Below are 19633 nucleotides of genomic sequence, written 5' to 3'. Positions count from 1 at the left end.
CGCTGCGCTGGGGTATTGCCCGGCGAGCATCTCGCGCGGTTTCCGGCGCTGCCGGGAACCCCTTCGGATGAGCCAACCGGCACAAGATTCCGGCACCGCGCTTTGGCGCCAGCCCGCCGGGGCGCATTCGGTACGGCCAAGGGTTTTCCCCAACTTCGTATCGGGCCGTCTTCAAGCCCTTCGGCGCGCGACCTGTCAGGCTTCCTGATAGACCGCGACCTTGCCGCTACGCACCGCAGCCTTGAGGGCCGCATGGTCGCGTTCGGCCTGATCCGCGTAAGTCGTCGAGAAATCCCCGATCGCCTCCTCGAACTGGTCGCTCGATCCGAGATAACCGCTGATCCTGGCCGCATCGCCGGATTTGGCGTGGGCGCGCGCGAGCACCCAACCACAGGCCTTTGCGAAGCACATGAACAGATCGCGATCGAAGGTCTCTACCAGCGGCTTGATCTTCGCGTCGCGCAATTGCCTGACATAAAAGTACTTGTCCGTGAACTCGCCCATGACCCAGCCGAGGAACAGGTCGGAGGCCGGCTGCATCAGGCGCTGCCCCATGACCACCCGCTGGCCATGGTGGGCATAGGCACTCTTGCCGGCATAGGCTTCCAGCACGGACGGAGCCGCCTCCTTGAATTGCAGGAACAGCGGATCGTTGGACGCCGACATCATCAGCGCGATCCAGCACCTGCGCCCGACGCTGCCAACGCCGACCACTTTGATGGCGGCATCCACGAAATGGTACTGGTCCAGCAGAATGCGGCGATCCTCGGCGAGGGTCTCCCGATACCTGGCGAAGATATTCTTCACCGCCTCCGCGAACTCGGGACCATGGGCCGTTTCGGGGTGGTAGATCAGCGGCGGCGTATCGCGGATGCCCAGCCTTCCGCCGACGATGTCGGTGATCTTCGGAAAATCCGCCTCCGACCCGTCTTGCTGGGCGATTTTTGCAACCCGCTTCTGGATCCGCGCCCGGTCACGGGCCGGCGCGATAGAGATCATGTCCTCCGCGGTGACCCGCGCGTACCAGACATCGAGCGGATGCATCTGGGCGAAATCCGCCAGATGCTTGCGATAGCTGCGCGCGCAAGCAATCGCCGTATCCCGTGCCGTGTCGTCCGAGAGGCCGGTCGACCGCGCCGCAAGCACGAACGACGCCGCGAGCCGCTTGATGTCCCATTCCCAGGGCGCCGGCAGCGTCTCGTCGAAGTCATTGATGTCGAAGAAGATGTTGCGCTCCGGCGTAGCAAAGCCGCCGAAATTCATCAGGTGGCAGTCGCCACAAGCCTGCACGCAGATCCCGCTGTTCGGCGTGGTGTTGAGGTCCGCGGCCATGATGCCGGCCGATCCACGATAGAATGCGAAGGGCGACTGCAGCATGCGCTCGTATCGGATGGGAACGAGTTCTTGGATCCGGTCTGCATCGCCAGCCTGCAGGATGTCGATCGGATCGGGACGGTTTGCGTCCTTTTTCCATTTGCCGTGCCTCGTGCGAGGGACAGCGTCGCGCAGGCCCTTGCCCGCCTGCATCCTTGCAGCAAGTGAAGCGATTTGAACCAACTCGCCCGATGCCGGGCTGACGGAGCTGTTCACCTCGCCTTTCGAACCACGCAGGGACTTCAGATGCGACCGCTTCAACGAGACGGACTTGTCCGAACCAGCCGACATGTTTGCCTCCCCCTATTCGCATACCCAAAAGAGCAGCTATCAAAGAGGGTTAGGATCATGTTGCACCTTATGGTGCGGTTCGGCAATTATTTGTGCGGCTAAGTAGATTTGACCCGCGCCGCGACCGTCGCGGGCCGGGACACGATCCCGGTCCCGGCCCGCACGCCTACGGGCTGCCAGTTCATTGCGCGGCGGGTTGAAGAAGCCGGAGAACGGGGTTTCGAGCGGGAATAGCGACGGGAGCCGGACAACGGACCGGCCAGTTCCGTCGCCTGCGGGTCCCGGCCTGCCCTTACTTCACCAGCAGCAGAAGCAGCTTCTGGCCGGCGGGAGCATCCAGTTCCTTCGCCGTCAGCTTGCCGTCCTTGTTGGCATCGGCCGCCTTGAAGCGGGCGCGGACCACCGCCAGAAACTCGTCCAGCTCCAGCGTCTGGTCGGCATCCTTGTTGATGGACTTCCAGTCGATATCGGTGAGCCGGCCCTTGGTCTCGTCCTTCTCAAGGGTGGTGTCGCCGTCGGCATTGATGGCGACGAACAGCTTTGAGCCGAGGTCGATCACCTCGACGAGTTCGAGCGTGTCGTCGCCATCCTTGTTGAGCAGGGCAAGGGCGTCCTTGCCGGAGGTCGCCGCAGAGGCGGACACCATCGCGCCGAGCGAGATGAAGCCGGTCAGCGCCGCGGCGGCTCCCAGGCGAAACAACGAGCGCAACATGGAACGTCTCCTTCTTGTGGGCCGAACTGGCGGCAGGTCTGGTATCAGGGGGCTGTATCCTTCCGCCCCGGCGGCCGCAACACAAGGCCGCATTATGAGGTCACCGCCATTCTGCATTGCAGGATGCGTCCCTGTCATCCCGGGGCCGGCTCCTTCAGGTCGCCGCAGAACCCGCACCGCGCGGACCGCCTCGCGCCCCATGAGATAAGTCGGCCGGCCATCCGGCACCGCCGCCGCTGCGTATGGGTCTGGCCGGACCTGAAGCGCCGCATCGACGTGCCAAAGATTGACGCGCGGGCGGTGAGGCGCCATCTCGCCGGGACATCTTCGAGGAACCCATGACTGCAAACGTGTCCGCAAACGTGCCCGCGTTCTCCCCCGACACGACGCACCTGCCCCCCGACCACCCGAAGGTCGCCTTCGGCCGCATCGGCGTGCTCATCGTCAATCTCGGCACGCCCGAGGCCACCGACTACTGGTCCATGCGGGCTTACTTGAAGGAATTCCTCTCCGACCGGCGGGTGATCGAGGTGAACCGCGCCCTATGGTGGTTCGTCCTCAACGCCATCATCCTCACCAAGCGCCCCGGCCCCAAGGGCCGCGACTATGCCAGCATCTGGAACAAAGAGCGCAACGAGGGCCCGCTGAAGACCATCACCCGCGACCAGGCGGAAAAGCTCGCGGCGCAGCTCGCTGGCCTTGATTCGCGCATCGTGGTGGATTTCGCCATGCGCTACGGCAAGCCGCCCATCGCCGAGCGCCTCGCCGCGCTCCAGGCCCAGGGCTGCGAGCGCATTCTTCTGGTGCCGCTCTATCCGCAATATTCTGCCGCCACCTCCGCCACCGTCTGCGACAAGGCCTTCGATGCACTGAAACAGATGCGCTGGCAGCCGACCCTGCGCGTCGCCCCGCCCTGGCACGACGATGCCGTCTATATCGATGCGCTCGCCACATCGCTGGAGCGGCATCTGGCGGCCCTCGATTTCGAGCCGGAGGTGATCCTCGCCTCGTTCCACGGGGTGCCGAAATCCTATTTGCTGAAGGGCGACCCATATCATTGCCAGTGCGCCAAGACCGCCCGCCTGCTGCGTGCGCGGCTGGGCATGGATGACAAACGCTTCCGCCTCACCTTCCAGTCCCGTTTCGGCCGCGAGGAATGGCTGCGCCCCTACACCGACGAGACGGTGAAGGCGCTCGCCGAAAGCGGGGTGAAGCGGCTCGCCGTGGTCAACCCCGGCTTCGTCGCCGACTGCCTGGAGACGCTGGAGGAGATCGGCGTGGAGAACCGCGAGATCTTCGAGCACCATGGCGGCGAGAAATTCGCCGCCATCCCCTGCCTGAATTCCGACGCCGAGGGCATGCGCGTGCTCGCCCACGTGGTGGAGCGGGAGCTGAAGGGCTGGGTGGGGTAGGCACCCACCATACGAAGAGAAACCTCCACGGGACCGCGCCTTTTCTCAACAAAGCAGGAGCCAAACGGCTTCCACTCCGCTAAAAGGCGCGCAACCCTTTGGAAGGACGCAAATGAGCGAGATTACCCTGCGGCGCGCCTGTCTGGCGCAGGTCCGCGAAATGGCGCAGCGCAGCGAAATCGTCTACGTCCCCGCGGGCTCGCGCTGCATCAGTGCCCGGCGCACCGGCCCCATGCAGAAGATCGACCCCCGCGCGCTGATTTCCCGCAAGACCACCCGCAAGGGCTGAGGGCGCTACTCCCCCGCAGGCTCCACCTTGCCGGCCTCCCAACCGAGTATGGCGCGCTTGCGGGTCAGGCCCCAGTGGTAGCCGGTGAGGTCGCCGCTCTTGCCGATGACCCGGTGGCAGGGCACCACGAAGGAAATGGGGTTCTTGCCCACCGCCGCGCCCACCGCCCGCGCCGCCTTCGGCCGGCCCACATGCTCGGCGATGGTGGAATAGGTGGTGGCAAGGCCCATGGGGATGCGCAGCAGCGTCTCCCACACCTTGATCTCAAAATCCGTGCCGATGAACACGATCCGCAGCGGCTGGTCCCCCTGCCAGGACGTGGGATCGAATATGCGCGCCACCAGAGGCGCGGTGGCGGTGGGGTCTTCCACATAGGTGGCGTTGGGCCAGCGGGCGCGCATGTCGGCCAGCGCCGCCGCCTCCTCCCCCACGTCGGCGAAGGCGAGGCCGCACAGGCCGCGCGGCGTGGACATGGCCAGCGCCAGACCGAACGGCGAGGGATGGAAGCCGAAGCGCACCACCAGCCCTGCCCCGCCGGTCTTCCATTCGCCCGGCGACATTGCCTCGTGCACCACGAACAGGTCATGCAGCCGGCCGGGGCCGGACAGGCCCAGCTCGAAGGCCGCATCCAGCACGTTGGGGCATTCGGAGACGATGCGGCGGGCCCGGTCCAACGTCACCGCCTGGAGGAAAGCCTTGGGCGTCAGCCCGCACCAGCGGCGGAACAGGTCCGTGAGCGCGCGGGCGGAGACGCCGGCGGCGGCGGCGATCTCCTCCACCTCCGGCTGCTGGCGCACATGGCGGGAAATATACTCCACCGCCCGCCGCACCACGTCATAGTCGCGGGCGGCGATGGCGAGCGGGGTGGCCGGCGTCGCGGTCATCCGACCTCCGGGAATGGACAAATCGGGAGCGGACAGATCGAGGGCGGGGCAATCGAGCGCCAGCACGGGGCATCTCCTTCAGGTCGAGCGTGGCCCATCTGACCAGAGCCGGCAAACCGCGCCCACCCGATTCCGCCGCCCGCCGGCCCTGACCGAGGGACTATGTGGAAAGCTCGACCAGTTGGGCGATCGCTGCCCCTCCGACACATCCGCTCCGTCATGGCCGGGCTTGCCCCGGAAGTCGGCTGTTGCAGACTTCCGCCCTTGCGAACGGAACCCGCAAACATGCGGGTTCCGGCCATCCACGCGGGAAGGCTGGGAACGACATTCGCACGCTGTGCCAAGCGGCTCGGCGTGGATGCCCGGCACAAGGCCGGGCATGACGGTGGTGATTTCGACGGTATCTTTTTCTCTTTACAGCAGTCGCCCCGGCCCGCTGCTCACACCGGGTCGCGCTTGATGGCCAGCGGGCCGAAGGTCTGCTGGGACGACATGGACTGGATGCGGTTGATGTTCACATGCCGCGGCAGGGTGCAGGCGAAGAACACCTGCTCGGCGATGTCCTCCCCGGTCATGGGGGTGGCGCCGGCATAGACCTTGTCGGCCCGCTCCTTGTCGCCGCCGAAGCGGACCACGGAGAATTCGGTCTCGGTCAGGCCTGGCTCGATGTTGGTGACGCGCACGCCGGTGCCGGCCACATCCGCCCACACATTCAGCGAGAACTGCTTCACGAAGGCCTTGGTGGCGCCGTAGACGTTGGCGCCGGGATAGGAATAGTCGCCGGCGATGGAGCCGGTGAACACCAGGTGCCCCTGCTTGCGCTCGATCATCGCCGGCAGGCTCGCCCGCACGGTCACCAGAAGGCCGGTGATGTTGGTGTCCACCATGGTCTTCCACTCCTCCAGATCCGCCGCATAGGCGGGCTCGAGGCCGAGGGCGAGGCCGGCATTGGCGAACACCACGTTATAGGCGTTGAACGGCGCCGGCAGGCTGGCGAAGGCCTCGAAGGTGGCCTTCTCGTCGCGCACGTCCAGCACCAGGGGGTGGATGAGGTCGCCGAACTCGGCCTTCAGCGCCTCCAGCCGCTCCGCCCGGCGGCCCACCGCCACCACCCGCGCGCCGACGCTGGCGAAGCGGCGCACCGTAGCCAAGCCGATGCCGGAGGTGGCGCCGGTGACAAGAAGGGTCAGGGTGCTGGGATCGAGCTGGGACATGGGCAGGCTCCGGCAAGCAAAGAACAGGATGAATCTGGCGGAAAGGTAGGGGCCTGCTGATTAACCTGCCTTAACCATCGCGTCCATCCGCCACCCTACAACGGTATCAAGGTGAGGTCACGGCCTTGGTGCTGCCATGTTCTGCCGAGAGGGTGCCCGCTGTCGCAGCCGGCAACACAGTTCGCTTTCGAGCCGGCGGCGATCCGAACGTTGATGGCGCCCTTCCGGGCTTTTCCGCAGGTAGCGGAGGCTTGGGAGACGCGCTAGGGTTTGCGGGCACGTCCGGAGTGCGTTGAATGAAGGTGGTTCAGGTATCGGCGGCCCTGTCGCTGACCCTTGGTGCATTTGCACTCGGCGGTTGCAGCACAGAGCTTGACGGCTTCGGGGCGAAGCCGTCCGCCGTGGCGAGCAATCGGGTTCTGACGGCGCCCACCGGATCGGTGGAGAGCGCGCCGGCGCCCGCGAACGTCTCGGCCTCCACGGCGGAGACCGCCACCGGCGCCATCACGCCGCGCACCACCGCGTCCAACGTGCCCCTCACACCGCCCGCCGCCAATCCCGGCGGCACCGCTTATGCGGCGAGCCCCGCCCAGGGCCAGCTGTCGGGTGCCTGGACCTTTGCCTGGGACGACGGGCGCAACTCCTGCCCGCTCAAGCTCAGCACCGATCGCGGCCTTTCCGGCCTCTCGGCCCAGGCCGACGTGTCCTGCCCCAGCGAGATCTTCATGACTAAGGGATGGGACATGATGGGCTCGGACATCGTGCTGCAGAACCATCAGGGCAAGGTCACCGCCCGGCTCCAGCCGTCCGGCCCCAACCATTATGTGGGCCTCATCTCCGAGAGCAACCAGAAGGTCACGCTCAGCCGGTGATTTTCGGTCGCTGACTTTCGGCCGCTGAGGCTCACCCGCCGGCGGGGGTCTTCTCCCGTTCGCCGAAGCGCTCCTCGAACACCAGGTCTTCCAGCGCCAGCCTTTTGCGCCAGCCCGCGCGCTCCAGGTCCGGCGTTTGCGCGAACTGGTCCACATAGCCCATGCACAGCAGCGCGATGGGCACGATGGCATCGGGAATGGCGAGGATGCGGTGCAGGTCCGCCAGGGCGAGGATGGAGACCCAGCCCACCCCGAGATTTTCCGCCCGCGCCGCCAGCCAGATGTTCTGCACCGCGCAGACAGTGGAATAGATATCCATCTCGCTCTGGTGGGTGCGCCCGAGCACCACCGGCCCGGCCCGCTCCCGCTCGCAGGTCACGCACAGCAGAAGCGGTGCCTCGCGCAGGCCTTCGAGCTTGAGCGAACGGTAGAGGTCCGCCCGCTCGCCCTCGAACATGCAGGCGGCCTCCGCATTGGCGCGGGTGAAGGCGGCGTGCAGTGCCTCCTTGGTGGCGCGCTCGCGGATGACGATGAAATTCCACGGCTGCAGGAACCCCACCGAGGGTGCCGCATGGCCCGCCGCCAGCACGCGGGCAAGCACGTCGGGCGGCACCGGATCGGGCAGGAAATTGCGCCGCACGTCCCGCCGCTCGCGGATGCAGCGGTAGATGGCGGCGCGCTCTTCCGGCGAGAAGTTGTCTTCCTCCATCATCCGGGCGCCCTCCCCTTCTTGGCTTCGCGGCATTCGACGGCGCGCGCTGGCCATTGACGGCCAGTGGGCGGCAAGCGGGCTCCGAGGTCAATCCCTGCCGATGAGGCATCCCACGGCGGAGCGCCAGGCTGCGAGTCGCGCGGCGCGCACCTGCGCCGGCATGGCCGGCACGAACCGCCGCTCCAGCCGCCAGCCCTGCGCGAAGATATCCGGCGGCGGGAAGAAGCCGCACTGGAGGCCGGCGAGATAGGCGGCGCCGAGAACGGTCGCTTCCGCCTCCGCCGGCCGATCCACCGCCGCGCCGAGGAGGTCGGCGAGGCGCTGCATGGTGAAATCGGAACGGGTCATGCCGCCGTCCACCCGCAACACGGTGGCACCGCCCTGCCCCGGCCAGTCCGCATGCATGGCTTCGATGAGGTCGCAGGTCTGGAAGCACACCGCCTCCAGCGCCGCCCGCGCCAGCTCGGCCGGCCCGGTGGCGCGGGTGAGGCCGAACAGCGCCCCGCGCACCTGTGGCCGCCAATAGGGCGCGCCGAGCCCCACGAAGGCCGGCACCAGGATCACGTCCTGCCCCTCGTCCGCCTCGGCGGCGAGACGGTCGCTCTCTGCGGCATGGGAGATGATCTTCAGCCCGTCGCGCAGCCATTGCACCGCCGCGCCGGCCACGAAGATGGAGCCTTCCAGCGCATAGGTGCGCCGGCCCTCGATCTGATAGGCAATGGTGGTGATGAGGCGATGGCGCGAGGCCACCGGCGTTGCCCCGGTATTGAGCAAGGCGAAGCAGCCGGTGCCGTAGGTGGACTTCACCATGCCCGGCTGAAAGCACGCCTGCCCCACCATGGCCGCCTGCTGATCCCCCGCCATGCCGCGGATGGGAATGGGCGCGCCGAACAGCTCCGGATCGGTGGCGCCGAACTCCGCCGCGCAATCGCGCACCTCCGGCAGCAGCGCGCGCGGCACGCCGAACAGGGCGAGCAATTCGTCGTCCCAGGCGCCGGTGTGGATGTCGAACAGCATGGTGCGCGAGGCATTGGTGGCGTCGGTGGCATGCACCCGCCCGCCGGTGAGGCGGAACAGCAGGAAACTGTCCACCGTGCCGAAGGCCAGTTCGCCCTTCTCCGCCCGCGCCCGGGCGTCCGGCACCTTATCGAGGATGTGGGCGATCTTGGTGGCGGAAAAATAGGGATCGATGAGCAGGCCGGTGCGGGCGCGCACCAGCGCGCCATGCCCCTCGCCCTCAAGGCGCGCGCAGGTGTCCGCCGTGCGCCGGTCCTGCCAGACGATGGCGCGGTGAATGGCCTGTCCGGTGGCGCGCTCCCACACCAGCGTCGTCTCGCGCTGGTTGGTGATGCCGATGGCGGCGATGTCGGATGCACCCGCCCCCGCCTGCTTCAGCACCGCGCGGCAGCAGGCCAGCACCGTGGTCCAGATGTCCTCCGCCTCCTGCTCCACCTCGCCGGACGCGGGGAAATGCTGGGGCAGTTCTTCCTGCGCCAGCGCCGCGATGGTGCCGTCGCGGCGCACCAGCAAGGCGCGCGAGGAGGTGGTGCCCTGGTCGATGGCGAGGATGTAGGCGGCCAAAGGCTCCTCCCGGATTTGTTTCAGCCGCCGCGCCGGGCGGCCATGTAGGCGTCGAGCGCCCGCGCTTCCTCATGGCAGGTCCGCAGGCCGAGCTTGGAGCGGCGCCACAGCACATCCTCGGCGGTCATGGCCCATTCCTGGTCCATCAGCCAGTCCACCTCGCGGCGGCACAGATGGGCGCCGAACCAGTCGCCGAGGTCGTCCTCGTGCATCACCCCCTCCAGCAGGCGGAAGCTGGAGGTGCCATAGGCCCGCGCGAGGCGCTTGAGCAGGGCCGGATCGAGGGCGGGAAAGGTGCGGCGCAGGCTTTTCAGCAGATGCTCGAACCCCTGCCGCGGGAAATCCCCGCCCGGCAGCGGCACCCTGCCCGTAAAGGCCGGACCCAGCACCGGCAGGTGCGGCGCCAAATGGGGCACGAGCCGCGCCAGCGCGGCCTCGGCCAGGCGGCGATAGGTGGTGATCTTGCCGCCGAACACGGACAGAAGCGGCGCCGCGCCCTCCGGTGCGTCGAGGGCCAGCACATAGTCGCGGGTCGCTTCCTGCGCCTTGCCCGCGCCTTCGTCGTACAGGGCGCGCACGCCGGAATAGGCCCACACCACCTGCTCCGGCGCGAGCGAGGCGGCGAAATAGTCGCTGGCCGCCGCGCACAGATAGGCCACCTCCTCGGGGCTCGCCGCCACGTCCTCCGGCCGGCCGTCATAGTCGAGGTCGGTGGTGCCGATGAGGGTGAAGTCGCCCTCATAGGGGATGGCGAACACGATGCGCCCGTCGCCATTCTGGAACAGGTAGCAGCGATCGTGCGCGAACAGGCGGTGCACCACGATGTGGCTACCCTTGACGAGGCGCAGGCGCGCGCTCGCCTTCACCTGCAACACGTCCAGCACCTGCCCGGCCCAGGGGCCAGCGGCATCCACCAGCGCGCGGGCGCGCACGCTCTGCCGCCCCGCCGCGCCTTCCACCGCGATCTCCCACAGGCCATCGGCGCGATGCGCGCCCACCACCCTGGTACGCGGACGGATGGAGGCGCCCCGGTCCGCCGCATCGCGGGCATTGAGCACCACGAGGCGGGCATCCTCCACCCAGCAGTCGGAATATTCGAATGCCGTGCCAAGGTCGTGGCGCAGCGGGAGACCGGCGGGGTCGTGCCTCAGGTCCAGCGTGCGCGTGGGCGGCAGCAGGCGGCGGCCGCCCATATGGTCGTAGAGAAACAGGCCCAGCCACAGCATCCACGCCGGGCGCAGGCCGCGATGGTGCGGCAGCACGAAGCGCAGCGGCCAGATGATGTGCGGGGCGATGCCCCACAGCACCTCGCGCTCGGCCAGCGCCTCCCTCACCAGGCGGAAGGCGTAATGTTCCAGGTAGCGCAGCCCGCCATGGATGAGCTTGGTGGAGGCGGACGAGGTACCGGAGGCCAGGTCCGCCTTTTCGAACAGCACCACCGACAGGCCGCGCCCCGCCGCATCGCGGGCGATGCCAGCGCCATTGATGCCGCCGCCGATGATGGCGAGGTCGAAGACGCGCGTGGTTTCCTCCATCCCCGCCTCCACCTCCGGCCTCTCGGCTGCGTGCATCATCGCGCCGGACTCACCGCGCCCTCCCCCCAGACGATGCCGCGCCGGGCGGCGGCGTCAACTGGGGCGCGACGGTTTCCCGGACCAGCGACGGCGGAGCCGGAGCGCCGAGCCGGGACCCAGCGCAAGACTCCTGCGCATCAGGCAATGCCCATATCCAGACGCCAAGGTTACGAAAGCTAAAGCCCGATCAGCCCGCCGGCGGTGAAGCCGCCGTCCACGTTGAGGGTCTGGCCGGTGATGAAGGAGGACTTGGTCTCGTCCAGCAGGAAGGCGATGCCGCCGGCCACCTCGGAGGGGCTGGCATAGCGGCGCATGGGCACGGTCTTCATCCAGCCGGCACGGGCTTCCGGCGTGTGCATGGCCTTCACCATGGGCGTCTCGATGGGACCGGGGGCGATGCCGTTCACGCGGATGTTGAAGGGCGCGAACTCCACGGCGAGGATCTGCGTCAGCACCAGTACGCCGCCCTTAGAGGCGCCATAGGCCGAGCGGCCGAGATTGCCCCTTATGCCGGAAACCGAGGCGATGTTGACGATGGCGCCGCCGCCATTCTCCTTCATCACCCGCGCCGCCTCGCGCGCCACCAGGAAGGTGCCGACGAGGTTCACGTCGAGGATCTCGCGGAACAGCGACACCGAGGTGTCCAGCGCCGGCACATCGCGGGCGATGCCGGCGGAATTCACCACGCCCCAAAGCGGGCCGAACTCAAGGCTCGTGCGGGTGACGAGGTCCACCACCTGCGCCTCGTCGGAGATGTCCGCCACCTCGACGCGCACGCGGTCGCCATGGCCGGCAAGCTGCGCCCGCGCCTTCTCCACCGCCACCGCATCGATATCGGCCGCGACCACGCGCCAGCCTTCCACCAGAAGCGCCTCCACCGCGGCGAGGCCGATGCCGGAGGCGCCTCCCGTCACGATCACGCTTCGCGTCCTGCTCATCACGTCTCTCCCTTTGGGCTTTTGTTTCCGGTGCTGCGGCGCTCTTCAGGCGGAGCGCGTGGCGGGCGCCGGCTCCAGCAGGCCGCGTTCGGCCAAGGCCTCGCGCACCATCTTCTTGGTGATCTTGCCGTAGGCGGATTTCGGCAGCGCATCCCAGAAATGGATGCGGCGGGGCATCTTGTAGCGGGCGACCTTGCCGTCGAGGAACGCGATCAGCTCGTCCTCGGCGAGGCTTGCCCCCTCGCGCAGCACGCACACCGCCACACCCACCTCGCCCCACATGGGATCGGGCACGCCGAGGATCGCCACCTCCGCCACCGCCGGATGGGTGAGCACCTTCTCCTCCACCTCGCGCGGATAGACGTTGGAGCCGCCCGATATGTACATGTCGGAAGCGCGGCCGGTGATGTAGACGAAGCCCTCGTTGTCCATGTGGCCGAGGTCGCCGGTGCGGAACCAGCCGTCGCGGAACGCCTTGGCGTTGGCTTCCGGGTTGTCGTAATAGCCGGCGAACACGGCGGGGCCGCAGACGCAGATTTCCCCGGTCTCGAAGGGCTGCGCCTCCTCCCCCGCATCGTTCTGGATCTGGACCTGGATGCCCGTGCGCTCGAAGCCGCAGGTGCCGAGCTTCAGGTCCGGGCCGTCCTCGGGATCATGCAGCGCCGGCGGCAGCACGGTGATGTTGCCGGTGACCTCGCCCAGCCCGAAATACTGCACCAGAACCTTGCCCAGCGCCTTCAGCGCCCGCTTCTGGTCCTCCCGATACATGGGCGCGCCGGCATAGATGACGTAGCGCAGGGAGGAATGATCGTAAGTCTTCACCGAGGGATGCTCGGCCAGCAGCTTGGTGATGGTGGGCACGGTGAACATGTTGGTGACGCGCCATTCCTCCACCAGCCGCCACGCCTCGGCCGCGTCGAACTTCTCGGACGGCATGAGGATGGTCTTCACCGCCCGCGCCACCTGCACCAATTGGTGCACGCCCGCCCCGTGGGAGAGCGGCGCCACCACCAGGGAGGCGTCGGCATTCGTGGTGCCGGGCATCAGGTCGCACAGATGGTTGGTGATGACGAAGGCCATCTGGCCGTGGGTGAGCACCGCCGCCTTGGGCCGCCCCGTGGTGCCGGAGGTGAAGAAGAACCAGCACGGGTCATCGTGCTCCACGTCCGCCACCTTCGCCCTTTCCCCGAGGCGGGCGGCGACGAGGTCGGCATAGTCCGGCCCGAAATCGGCGGCGCCGATGGCGATCACCGCCTCGACGGACGGCGCCTCGGCCAGCACGGCGGGCACATGCTCGGGGAAATCGGCGTGGCAGATCATCAGCCGCGCCCCCGAAGCGGAGGCGAGATAGGCCACCTCCCCCGGGGTCTGGCGGAAATTGGTGGGCACCCACACCGCGCCGACGCGGAAGGCGGCGAACATGCTCTCGAACATTTCAAGGCAGTTCTTGGACTGCACCAGGATGCGGTCGCCCTTGCCCACCCCGCGATGGGCGAGTTCCACGGCCATGGCGTCCACCCGCGCCTCCATCTCGCCCCAGGTGAGCGTGCGGGCGCCGTCCACGAAGCCGATCTCGCCGGGGAAGCGCCGCGCCGCCTGGCGCAGCACATGGGACAGGTTCATCACTCGCCGACTGGAGCGGGCGACACCGCCCTTGGGTGCGCCCTCGGCGACGGCGGGCATTTCGACAGGTTCAGGGGACATGGGATCACTCCGGGCAGGAGGCGCGCGCAGGGCGCGCGCGGAAAGACAAGGACCTATCGGCAGGCGCCATCACGGCATCCCCTTGGCAATGGCGCGCCCGTTGGGCTGCACCGCGACGGCGGGCTCACCGGCCGTGCGGTGGCCGAGGGCGGATTCCAGCGCCTGCGCCTCGCGCTTCAGCAGCGGCACCAGCTCGGCCTGCCGCTCAGGCGAGAGCCGGCTGTCGATGGCGGCAAGCGACAGCGCGCCCAAGGGGCGCCCGTCCGGCCCCAGCACCGGCACGGCAATGCCCCAGGAGCCGGCGACATAAAGGCCGGGATTGAGCGCATAGCCACGAGCGCGGGCATCGGCCACCTGCGCGCGCATCACCTCGACCCCATAGCCGGGATAATGGGCCGCCAGCGCCTGCGCATTGGCGGCGAGCATGCGCTCCACCTCCGCATCCGGCAAAGCGGCGAGCAGCGCGAGCCCGCCGGCGCCGATGCCCAGCGGGTGCCGGTCGCCGGCCTGCAGCACGTGGGTGCGGATGGGCCAGGTGCCCTCCTCCCGGTGCAGGCATACGCTGAAGGCCCCGCGCGGGACGGAGAGGAAGGCGCAGTCGCCGCTGGTGCGGGCGAGGCGGGCAAGGCCGTCCAGCGCCAGGGCATGGATGCCAAAGCGGGTGCCGGCGAGGGTGCCGAGCACATAGGCTTCCGGCCCCACATGATAGCGCCGCGTCACCTCGTCCTGGTCGAGCAGGCCGGTGCGCACCAGCGCCAGCAGCACCCGCCGCACGGTGGGCTTGGGCAGGCCGCACAGCCGCACCAGATCGGACAGCCGCGCGCCCTCGGGGGCTGCGCGGCCCACCGTCAGAAGCAGCGCCACCGCCCGCTCGATGCTCTGCGTTCCCCCGCCGGCGGTTTCGCCGGAAGATAAGCCGCCGGCGCGCGCCGGCTCGGGGCCGGGCCGGACGGCGGGGGGCTTGTGTGCCCGTCCCACGCGCTCTCCCATGATCCAGTATGTGGACCTAGATCTTGATATCGTTGAGACCACCGCAGCGCAGCGTCTTCAACGACCATAATGGGCTTGCGAAAATCCCACAAGCGGGCCAGCATGGGCCGCAGGGATACGAGGTCCATATACTGGACCCAGAGGAAACCGGTCCGAATGGACCGCCAGGAGGAGCTGCCAGCATGATGTTGACCCGTCGCACCCTTTTCAAGGCCGGCGCGGCCGGAGCCCTTGCGGGCGGCGTGGCGGGCGGCGTGTTCGCCCCCTTCGTCGCGCGGGCGCAGAGCGCGGAATTTTCCTACAAATACGCCAACAACCTGCCGGTCACGCACCCCATGAACGTGCGCGCGGGCGAGATGGTGGACAAGATCAAGGCCGAGACCCAGGGCCGCGTCGAGATCAAGGTGTTCCCCTCCAGCCAGCTCGGCGGCGACACCGACATGCTGAGCCAGCTGCGCTCGGGGGGCATCGAGTTCTTCACCCTCTCCCCGCTCATCCTCTCCACCCTGATCCCGAACGCCTCGGTGAGCGGCATCGGCTTCGCCTTCCCGGATTACGCCACCGTGTGGAAGGCCATGGACGGCGGGCTCGGCGCCTATGTGCGCGGCCAGATCTCCAAGGCCGGCATCATCGCCATGGACAATATCTGGGACAACGGCTTCCGGCAGATCACCACCTCCACCCGGCCCATCGAGACCGCCGCCGACCTCAAGGGCCTGAAGATCCGGGTGCCGGTGTCGCCGCTGTGGACCTCCATGTTCAAGGCCTTCGACAGCGCCCCCGCGAGCCTCAACTTCGCCGAGGTCTACAGCGCGCTCCAGACCCGCATCGTGGACGCGCAGGAGAACCCGCTCGCCATCATCGCCACGGCGAAGCTCTACGAGGTGCAGAAATACTGCTCCCTCACCAACCACATGTGGGACGGCTTCTGGTTCCTGGCCAACCGCCGCGCCTTCGAGCAGCTGCCCGACGACCTGCGCGCCATCGTGGCGAAGAACATCAACGCCGCCGGCCTGAAGGAGCGCGAGGACGTGCTGGCGCTCAACGGCACCCTGCGCAAGGAGCTGAGCGCAAAGGGCCTCGTCTTCAACGAGCCCAAGGTGGACAGCTTCCGCGACCAGCTGCGCAAGGCCGGCTTCTATTCCGAGTGGAAGGGCAAGTTCGGCGACGAGGCCTGGTCCATCCTGGAGAGCTACACCGGCAAGCTGTCCTGAGGGCGGCGGTTCGCCTTCGCGAAAGGATGGGGGCGGGGCCCTAATACCAAAGGCCCTTGAGCTTGACTCACGGGCCTTTGGTCAAGCCCGCGCGGCGCTTGAGCGCGACCCTCTCGGCACCGGTCAAAGACCGGGGCCGTTGGTGTAAGGAGATTGCACATCGTCGCCGTCCGGCTTGACCGGACGGCCCATGGCCCGGCCGGGACAAAGTGGCGGGGACTGGACCAGCGGTAAGATGGACCCTCCGGTCAAGCCGGACGGCGACGATGTGGGGAAGTGCCGTGCCCCTCCACCGCAAGCGGGAGAAGGGGCAGAACGCCAGCCGGAGGAAGGCGGAAGCAGCCTCCCCCTCCCTGCCCTCCCCCGCACGCGGGTTGAGGGCTCTGCAGCGCTCAATGGCAGACTGAGCCCTTCTTCACGCCGCGGCGTGGCAGCGCTCCAGCGCCCAGCGCACCAGCTTGCGCACGTCCGGGTCCGGATCGTCGAAGGCGGCTTCCAGCGCGCCAACGGCGGCGGGATCGGCGATCTCGCCCAGGGCGGCGGCGGCTTCCTTGCGCACGTTGCTGGAACCGTGGGACAGCGCCTCCGCCACCACCGGCACCGCGCTCTTGGCCTTCAGCTTGCCCAGCGCATTCACCGCCTTGGCCTGCACCTGCCAGCTGTCGTCATTGGCCGCGACCATCAGCGGGTCCACCGCCTCCGGCAGCTTGGCCTTGCCGATGGAAAAGGCGGCTTCCTCGCGCACCTGCCAATGGGCATCCTTCAGCCCGGCCACGAGGGCGGGCACCCCCGGCGTGCCGCTGCGCACGAACACGAGGGCCGCCATCACCGCCCGGCGCACCGCCGGCTCGGGATCGGTGGCGGCCAGCAGCAGCGCTGGCAGCGCCGCATCGGCCTTCAGATAGCCGAGCACGCCCAGCGCCTCGCGCCGCACGGCCATATCGGGATCGGAGAGCGCCGACAGCGCCACCGGCATGGCGGCGGGGTCCTGCATGTCGCGCAGGGCCCGGAGCGCGGCGGCGCGCACGAAGGCGCTTTCCGCCTGCACCCGCGCGATGAGGCAGGGCGCGGAGCCGGGCTCCTTCTTGTCGGCGAGGCTCTCGATGGCGGCGAGGCGCACCGCCTCCACCGCATCGTCGAGCGCCTCGATCAGGCCGAGGGCGGCGGGCAGGCCGGCATGCTCGTCGAGGGATTTGGCGGCGGCCTCGCGCACGCCGGCATCCTCGTCCTTCAGGCCGGCGAGCAGCAGCTCCACCGCCTGCGGATCCACGCTCTCGGCGAGGTTGAGCATGGCGACGCGGCGGATGCCGGGATCGGCGTCGCGGGCGCGCTCCGCCACGGCATCCATGTCGTCGTCGAAATCATCGAACAGGGCCATGGCTCACCTCAGCGCAGGAGATAGGGGATTTCGACCTTCACCGCCCCGGTGGGGCAGTCCACCTCGCAGGGCATGCAGTACCAGCACTCGTCATACTTCATGTGCGCCTTGCCGGAGGCGGGGTTGATGGCGAGCACGTCGAGGGGGCACACGTCGATGCAGACGCGGCAGCCCTTCTCGGCGATACATTTCTCGTCATCGACCGTGACCGGCACGGAGGTGGGGTGGTTGGCGAACGGCATGGGGCAGGCTCCGGATTCTCGAATTCTGTGAGGTCACTCGGCGGCGAGCGCCGGGGTGCGCAGCTGGTGGTAGGCGCCCATCTCCTCCTCGGGGATGTCGACCACATAGGGGTCCACAGCGCGCTTCCTGTGGGCCATGCGGCCCATCTCGTCCTTGTAGAGCAGCGTGTGGCAGAACCAGTTCTCGTTGTCCGTGGCCGGGTGGTCCACCCGCCAGTGATAGAGGCCCCAGCGGCTTTCTGTGCGGTAGAGCGAGGCGGCGGCGGCCATGTCGGCGCAATCGAGGATGGATTGCAGCTCCAGCGCCCGCATCAATTCATGGGGATCCTTCACGCACAGGGCATTGAGGTCCTCGCGGATCTCGGCGAACCGCGCCTGGGCGATGCGATACTTGGCGGTAACCTTCGGCGGCTGGAGATAATCATTCACCAGGCGGCGGGTCTTGAACTCCATCTCGTGGGGGGTCAGGCCATCATCGCGGCGGGTGGGGGCGAGCACGCGCTCCTGCTCGCGGGCGACATCGGCTTCGTCATAGGCCGGCAGGTCGGTGGAGGCGCAGTAATCGGCCGCGTCCTGGCCGGAGATGCCGCCGTTCACGAAAGCACCGAGCATGTAATTGTGCGGCACGCTCGCCATGTCACCGGCGGCATAGAGGCCGGCGACCGTGGTGCGGGCGTTCTCGTCCACCCACACGCCCGAGGCCGAATGGCCGGAGCAGAATCCGATCTCGGAGATATGCATCTCCACCATCTTCTCGCGATAATTGGTGCCGCGATTCTCGTGGAAGCGCCCGCGCGAGGGCCGCTCGTTGGAGTGCAGGATGGTCTCGATCTCGGAGATGGTCTCCTCGGCCAGATGGGTCATGTTGAGGAAGACCGGGCCGTTGCCGCTCTGGAGCTCCGAATAGAACTCCTTCATCATCTGGCCGGACCAGTAATCGCACTCGATGAAGCGCTCGCCCTTGTTGTTGGCGGTGTATCCGCCGAACGGGCCGGTGACATAGGCGCAGGCCGGGCCATTATAATCCTTGATCAGCGGGTTGATCTGGTAGCACTCGAGGTTCGCGAGCCCCGCCCCTGCATGATAGGCCATGGCATAGCCGTCGCCGCAATTGGCCGGGTTCTCGTAGGTGCCGAACAGATAGCCCGACGCCGGCAGGCCGAGGCGCCCGGCGGCGCCGCAGGCGAGGATGACCGACTTGGCGCGCACCACCAGGAACTCGCCGGTGCGGGTGTTCACCCCCATGGCGCCGGCGATGCGGCCGTCCGGGGCGTTCAGCAGGCGGGTGGCCATGTAACGGTTGGTGACCAGCACCTGGTGTTTGCGCAGCTGGCGATAGAGCGCCTTCTTGACGTGATGGCCCTCCGGCATGGGCAATACGTAGGTGCCCATGTGGTGCACCTTGCGGACATTGTATTCGCCGGAGCCATCCTTCTCGAATTTCACGCCGATGGAATCCAGATACTGGATCATCGGGTAGGAGCCGGTGGCATAGGCCATCACCGCCTTCTGGTGGACGATGCCGTCATTGGCGACGGTGATCTCCTTCACATATTGCTCGGGCGTCGCGTAGCCGGGGATGACCGCGTTGTTCAGCCCGTCCATGCCCATGGAGACCGCGCCGGAGCGCTTCACATTGGCCTTCTCCATGAGCACCACCTTGAGGCCGGGATTCTTCTCCTTGGCCTTGATGGCGGCCATGGGGCCACCGGTGCCGCCGCCGATGACGAGGATGTCGGTTTCGACGATCTCGGTCTTGATCTCGCTCATGGTTTCACCTCTGGAAGGTCGGGGCCGGCCGCATCCGCCGCGAGGGCGGCGAGATAGGCGAAGGGGTAGACCCCGCGCGCATGGCCATCGGAGAAGGACAGGTTGAGCCCGTGCGCCCCGAACGGGGCCACATGGGTGAAGGTGACGCCGGCAAAGTCGGCGGAAAACTTTCCCCGCGCCCGGTCGGCGACGCAGGCCGCGCAGCGGCAAGCAGCGCGAAGCGCCGGGGCACTGAGGCTGGCGCGGAGCGCCGGGGCACTAAGGGCGGCGCGAAGCGCCGGGGCACTGAGACTGGCGCTAAGGGTGTCGGCCGCCGCCCGCCCGCCGGAAAACGCGAGGTGCAGGTGGCGCCGATCACGATCGAGGCGGATCTCCTCGATATCGGGAAAAGGCTCCGACGGCGCCGGAAGGGGCTGGGGGGTAGACGTCATCATGAGGGCGATTGGACATCGCGGCCGCCCCAGCCGATAGCAACTAGTTGC

The 19633-nt window shown here is 68.0% G+C and carries 18 protein-coding genes; 4 read left to right on the top strand and 14 right to left on the bottom strand.

Translation table 11 applies throughout. The features are described from left to right. Window positions 1–195 precede the first annotated feature (195 nt). Together FZ033_RS20075 and FZ033_RS20070 are read right to left on the bottom strand one after the other, a co-directional pair. Window positions 196–1665, bottom strand: coding sequence for a DUF2252 domain-containing protein (locus tag FZ033_RS20075; protein WP_149577836.1), 1470 nt, complete (start codon window positions 1663–1665; stop codon window positions 196–198). A gap of 292 nt (window positions 1666–1957) precedes the next feature. Beyond that, window positions 1958–2377: a CREC-EF hand family protein gene (locus FZ033_RS20070; RefSeq protein ID WP_149577835.1), complete on the bottom strand. Its 420-nt coding sequence runs from the start codon at window positions 2375–2377 to the stop codon at window positions 1958–1960. Between the two features lie 338 nt (window positions 2378–2715). Between FZ033_RS20070 and hemH the strand changes: the two genes are divergently transcribed. Continuing rightward, window positions 2716–3789, top strand: a complete 1074-nt coding sequence (gene hemH / locus FZ033_RS20065; protein WP_149577834.1) for a ferrochelatase — start codon at window positions 2716–2718, stop codon at window positions 3787–3789. A gap of 112 nt (window positions 3790–3901) precedes the next feature. After that, window positions 3902–4078, top strand: a complete 177-nt coding sequence (locus FZ033_RS24110) for a hypothetical protein (protein WP_188079594.1) — start codon at window positions 3902–3904, stop codon at window positions 4076–4078. Window positions 4079–4083: 5 nt separating this feature from the next. On the opposite strand, the gene FZ033_RS20060 is transcribed toward FZ033_RS24110, so the two are convergent. Together FZ033_RS20060 and FZ033_RS20055 are read right to left on the bottom strand one after the other, a co-directional pair. Next, window positions 4084–4962, bottom strand: a complete 879-nt coding sequence (locus FZ033_RS20060) for a methylated-DNA--[protein]-cysteine S-methyltransferase (protein ID WP_138400990.1) — start codon at window positions 4960–4962, stop codon at window positions 4084–4086. A gap of 440 nt (window positions 4963–5402) precedes the next feature. Next, the gene (locus tag FZ033_RS20055; RefSeq protein ID WP_149577833.1) at window positions 5403–6176 is read right to left on the bottom strand and encodes an SDR family NAD(P)-dependent oxidoreductase; all 774 of its coding nucleotides are present in this window, start codon (window positions 6174–6176) and stop codon (window positions 5403–5405) included. 296 nt (window positions 6177–6472) lie between these two features. Here FZ033_RS20055 and FZ033_RS20050 point away from each other — a divergent pair, with 296 nt between their 5' ends. After that, window positions 6473–7048, top strand: coding sequence for a protease inhibitor Inh/omp19 family protein (locus FZ033_RS20050; protein ID WP_149577832.1), 576 nt, complete (start codon window positions 6473–6475; stop codon window positions 7046–7048). Window positions 7049–7079: 31 nt separating this feature from the next. Here the strand turns inward: FZ033_RS20050 and bluB are convergent, their stop codons facing one another. The 6 genes from bluB to FZ033_RS20020 form a co-directional block, all read right to left on the bottom strand. Continuing rightward, the gene (bluB, locus tag FZ033_RS20045; protein WP_149577831.1) at window positions 7080–7760 is read right to left on the bottom strand and encodes a 5,6-dimethylbenzimidazole synthase; all 681 of its coding nucleotides are present in this window, start codon (window positions 7758–7760) and stop codon (window positions 7080–7082) included. A gap of 87 nt (window positions 7761–7847) precedes the next feature. Further along, window positions 7848–9341, bottom strand: a complete 1494-nt coding sequence (gene glpK / locus FZ033_RS20040) for a glycerol kinase GlpK (protein WP_149577830.1) — start codon at window positions 9339–9341, stop codon at window positions 7848–7850. A gap of 20 nt (window positions 9342–9361) precedes the next feature. Further along, window positions 9362–10876: a glycerol-3-phosphate dehydrogenase gene (glpD, locus tag FZ033_RS20035; protein ID WP_149577829.1), complete on the bottom strand. Its 1515-nt coding sequence runs from the start codon at window positions 10874–10876 to the stop codon at window positions 9362–9364. A gap of 215 nt (window positions 10877–11091) precedes the next feature. Beyond that, window positions 11092–11853: an SDR family NAD(P)-dependent oxidoreductase gene (locus FZ033_RS20030; RefSeq protein ID WP_149577828.1), complete on the bottom strand. Its 762-nt coding sequence runs from the start codon at window positions 11851–11853 to the stop codon at window positions 11092–11094. Between the two features lie 45 nt (window positions 11854–11898). Next, a complete protein-coding gene (locus FZ033_RS20025) occupies window positions 11899–13557 on the bottom strand; it encodes an acyl-CoA synthetase (RefSeq protein ID WP_149577827.1) in 1659 nt (552 codons plus the stop codon). A gap of 69 nt (window positions 13558–13626) precedes the next feature. Then, entirely contained in the window at window positions 13627–14535 is a 909-nt protein-coding gene (locus tag FZ033_RS20020; protein WP_149577826.1) for an IclR family transcriptional regulator, read from the bottom strand. Window positions 14536–14729: 194 nt separating this feature from the next. On the opposite strand from FZ033_RS20020, the gene FZ033_RS20015 reads away from it, so the two are divergent. Further along, window positions 14730–15761 carry a TRAP transporter substrate-binding protein gene (locus tag FZ033_RS20015; RefSeq protein WP_149577825.1) on the top strand — a complete coding sequence of 344 codons (1032 nt, stop codon included), beginning with the start codon at window positions 14730–14732 and terminating at the stop codon, window positions 15759–15761. A 415-nt stretch (window positions 15762–16176) separates the two neighbouring features. Here the strand turns inward: FZ033_RS20015 and FZ033_RS20010 are convergent, their stop codons facing one another. The 4 genes from FZ033_RS20010 to FZ033_RS19995 are packed head-to-tail and all read right to left on the bottom strand — an operon-like array spanning window position 16177 to window position 19585. Beyond that, window positions 16177–17139 (bottom strand): HEAT repeat domain-containing protein, encoded by a 963-nt coding sequence (locus tag FZ033_RS20010; protein ID WP_149577824.1) that lies wholly within the window; start codon window positions 17137–17139, stop codon window positions 16177–16179. Between the two features lie 8 nt (window positions 17140–17147). Continuing rightward, window positions 17148–17381: a 4Fe-4S dicluster domain-containing protein gene (locus tag FZ033_RS20005; protein WP_012114793.1), complete on the bottom strand. Its 234-nt coding sequence runs from the start codon at window positions 17379–17381 to the stop codon at window positions 17148–17150. Between the two features lie 33 nt (window positions 17382–17414). Continuing rightward, complete coding sequence (locus FZ033_RS20000) at window positions 17415–19151, bottom strand: fumarate reductase/succinate dehydrogenase flavoprotein subunit (RefSeq protein WP_149577823.1); 1737 nt, start codon at window positions 19149–19151, stop codon at window positions 17415–17417. Then, the gene (locus FZ033_RS19995; RefSeq protein WP_188079593.1) at window positions 19148–19585 is read right to left on the bottom strand and encodes a gamma-butyrobetaine hydroxylase-like domain-containing protein; all 438 of its coding nucleotides are present in this window, start codon (window positions 19583–19585) and stop codon (window positions 19148–19150) included. Before FZ033_RS19995 ends, FZ033_RS20000 begins: the two co-directional genes overlap by 4 nt. Window positions 19586–19633: the final 48 nt, after the last annotated feature.

The organism is Xanthobacter oligotrophicus, assembly GCF_008364685.1.
Classification (GTDB): domain Bacteria; phylum Pseudomonadota; class Alphaproteobacteria; order Rhizobiales; family Xanthobacteraceae; genus Xanthobacter; species Xanthobacter oligotrophicus.
The sequence above is the reverse complement of the archived record's forward strand: the minus strand, read 5'-3'. Positions and strand labels throughout refer to the sequence as shown.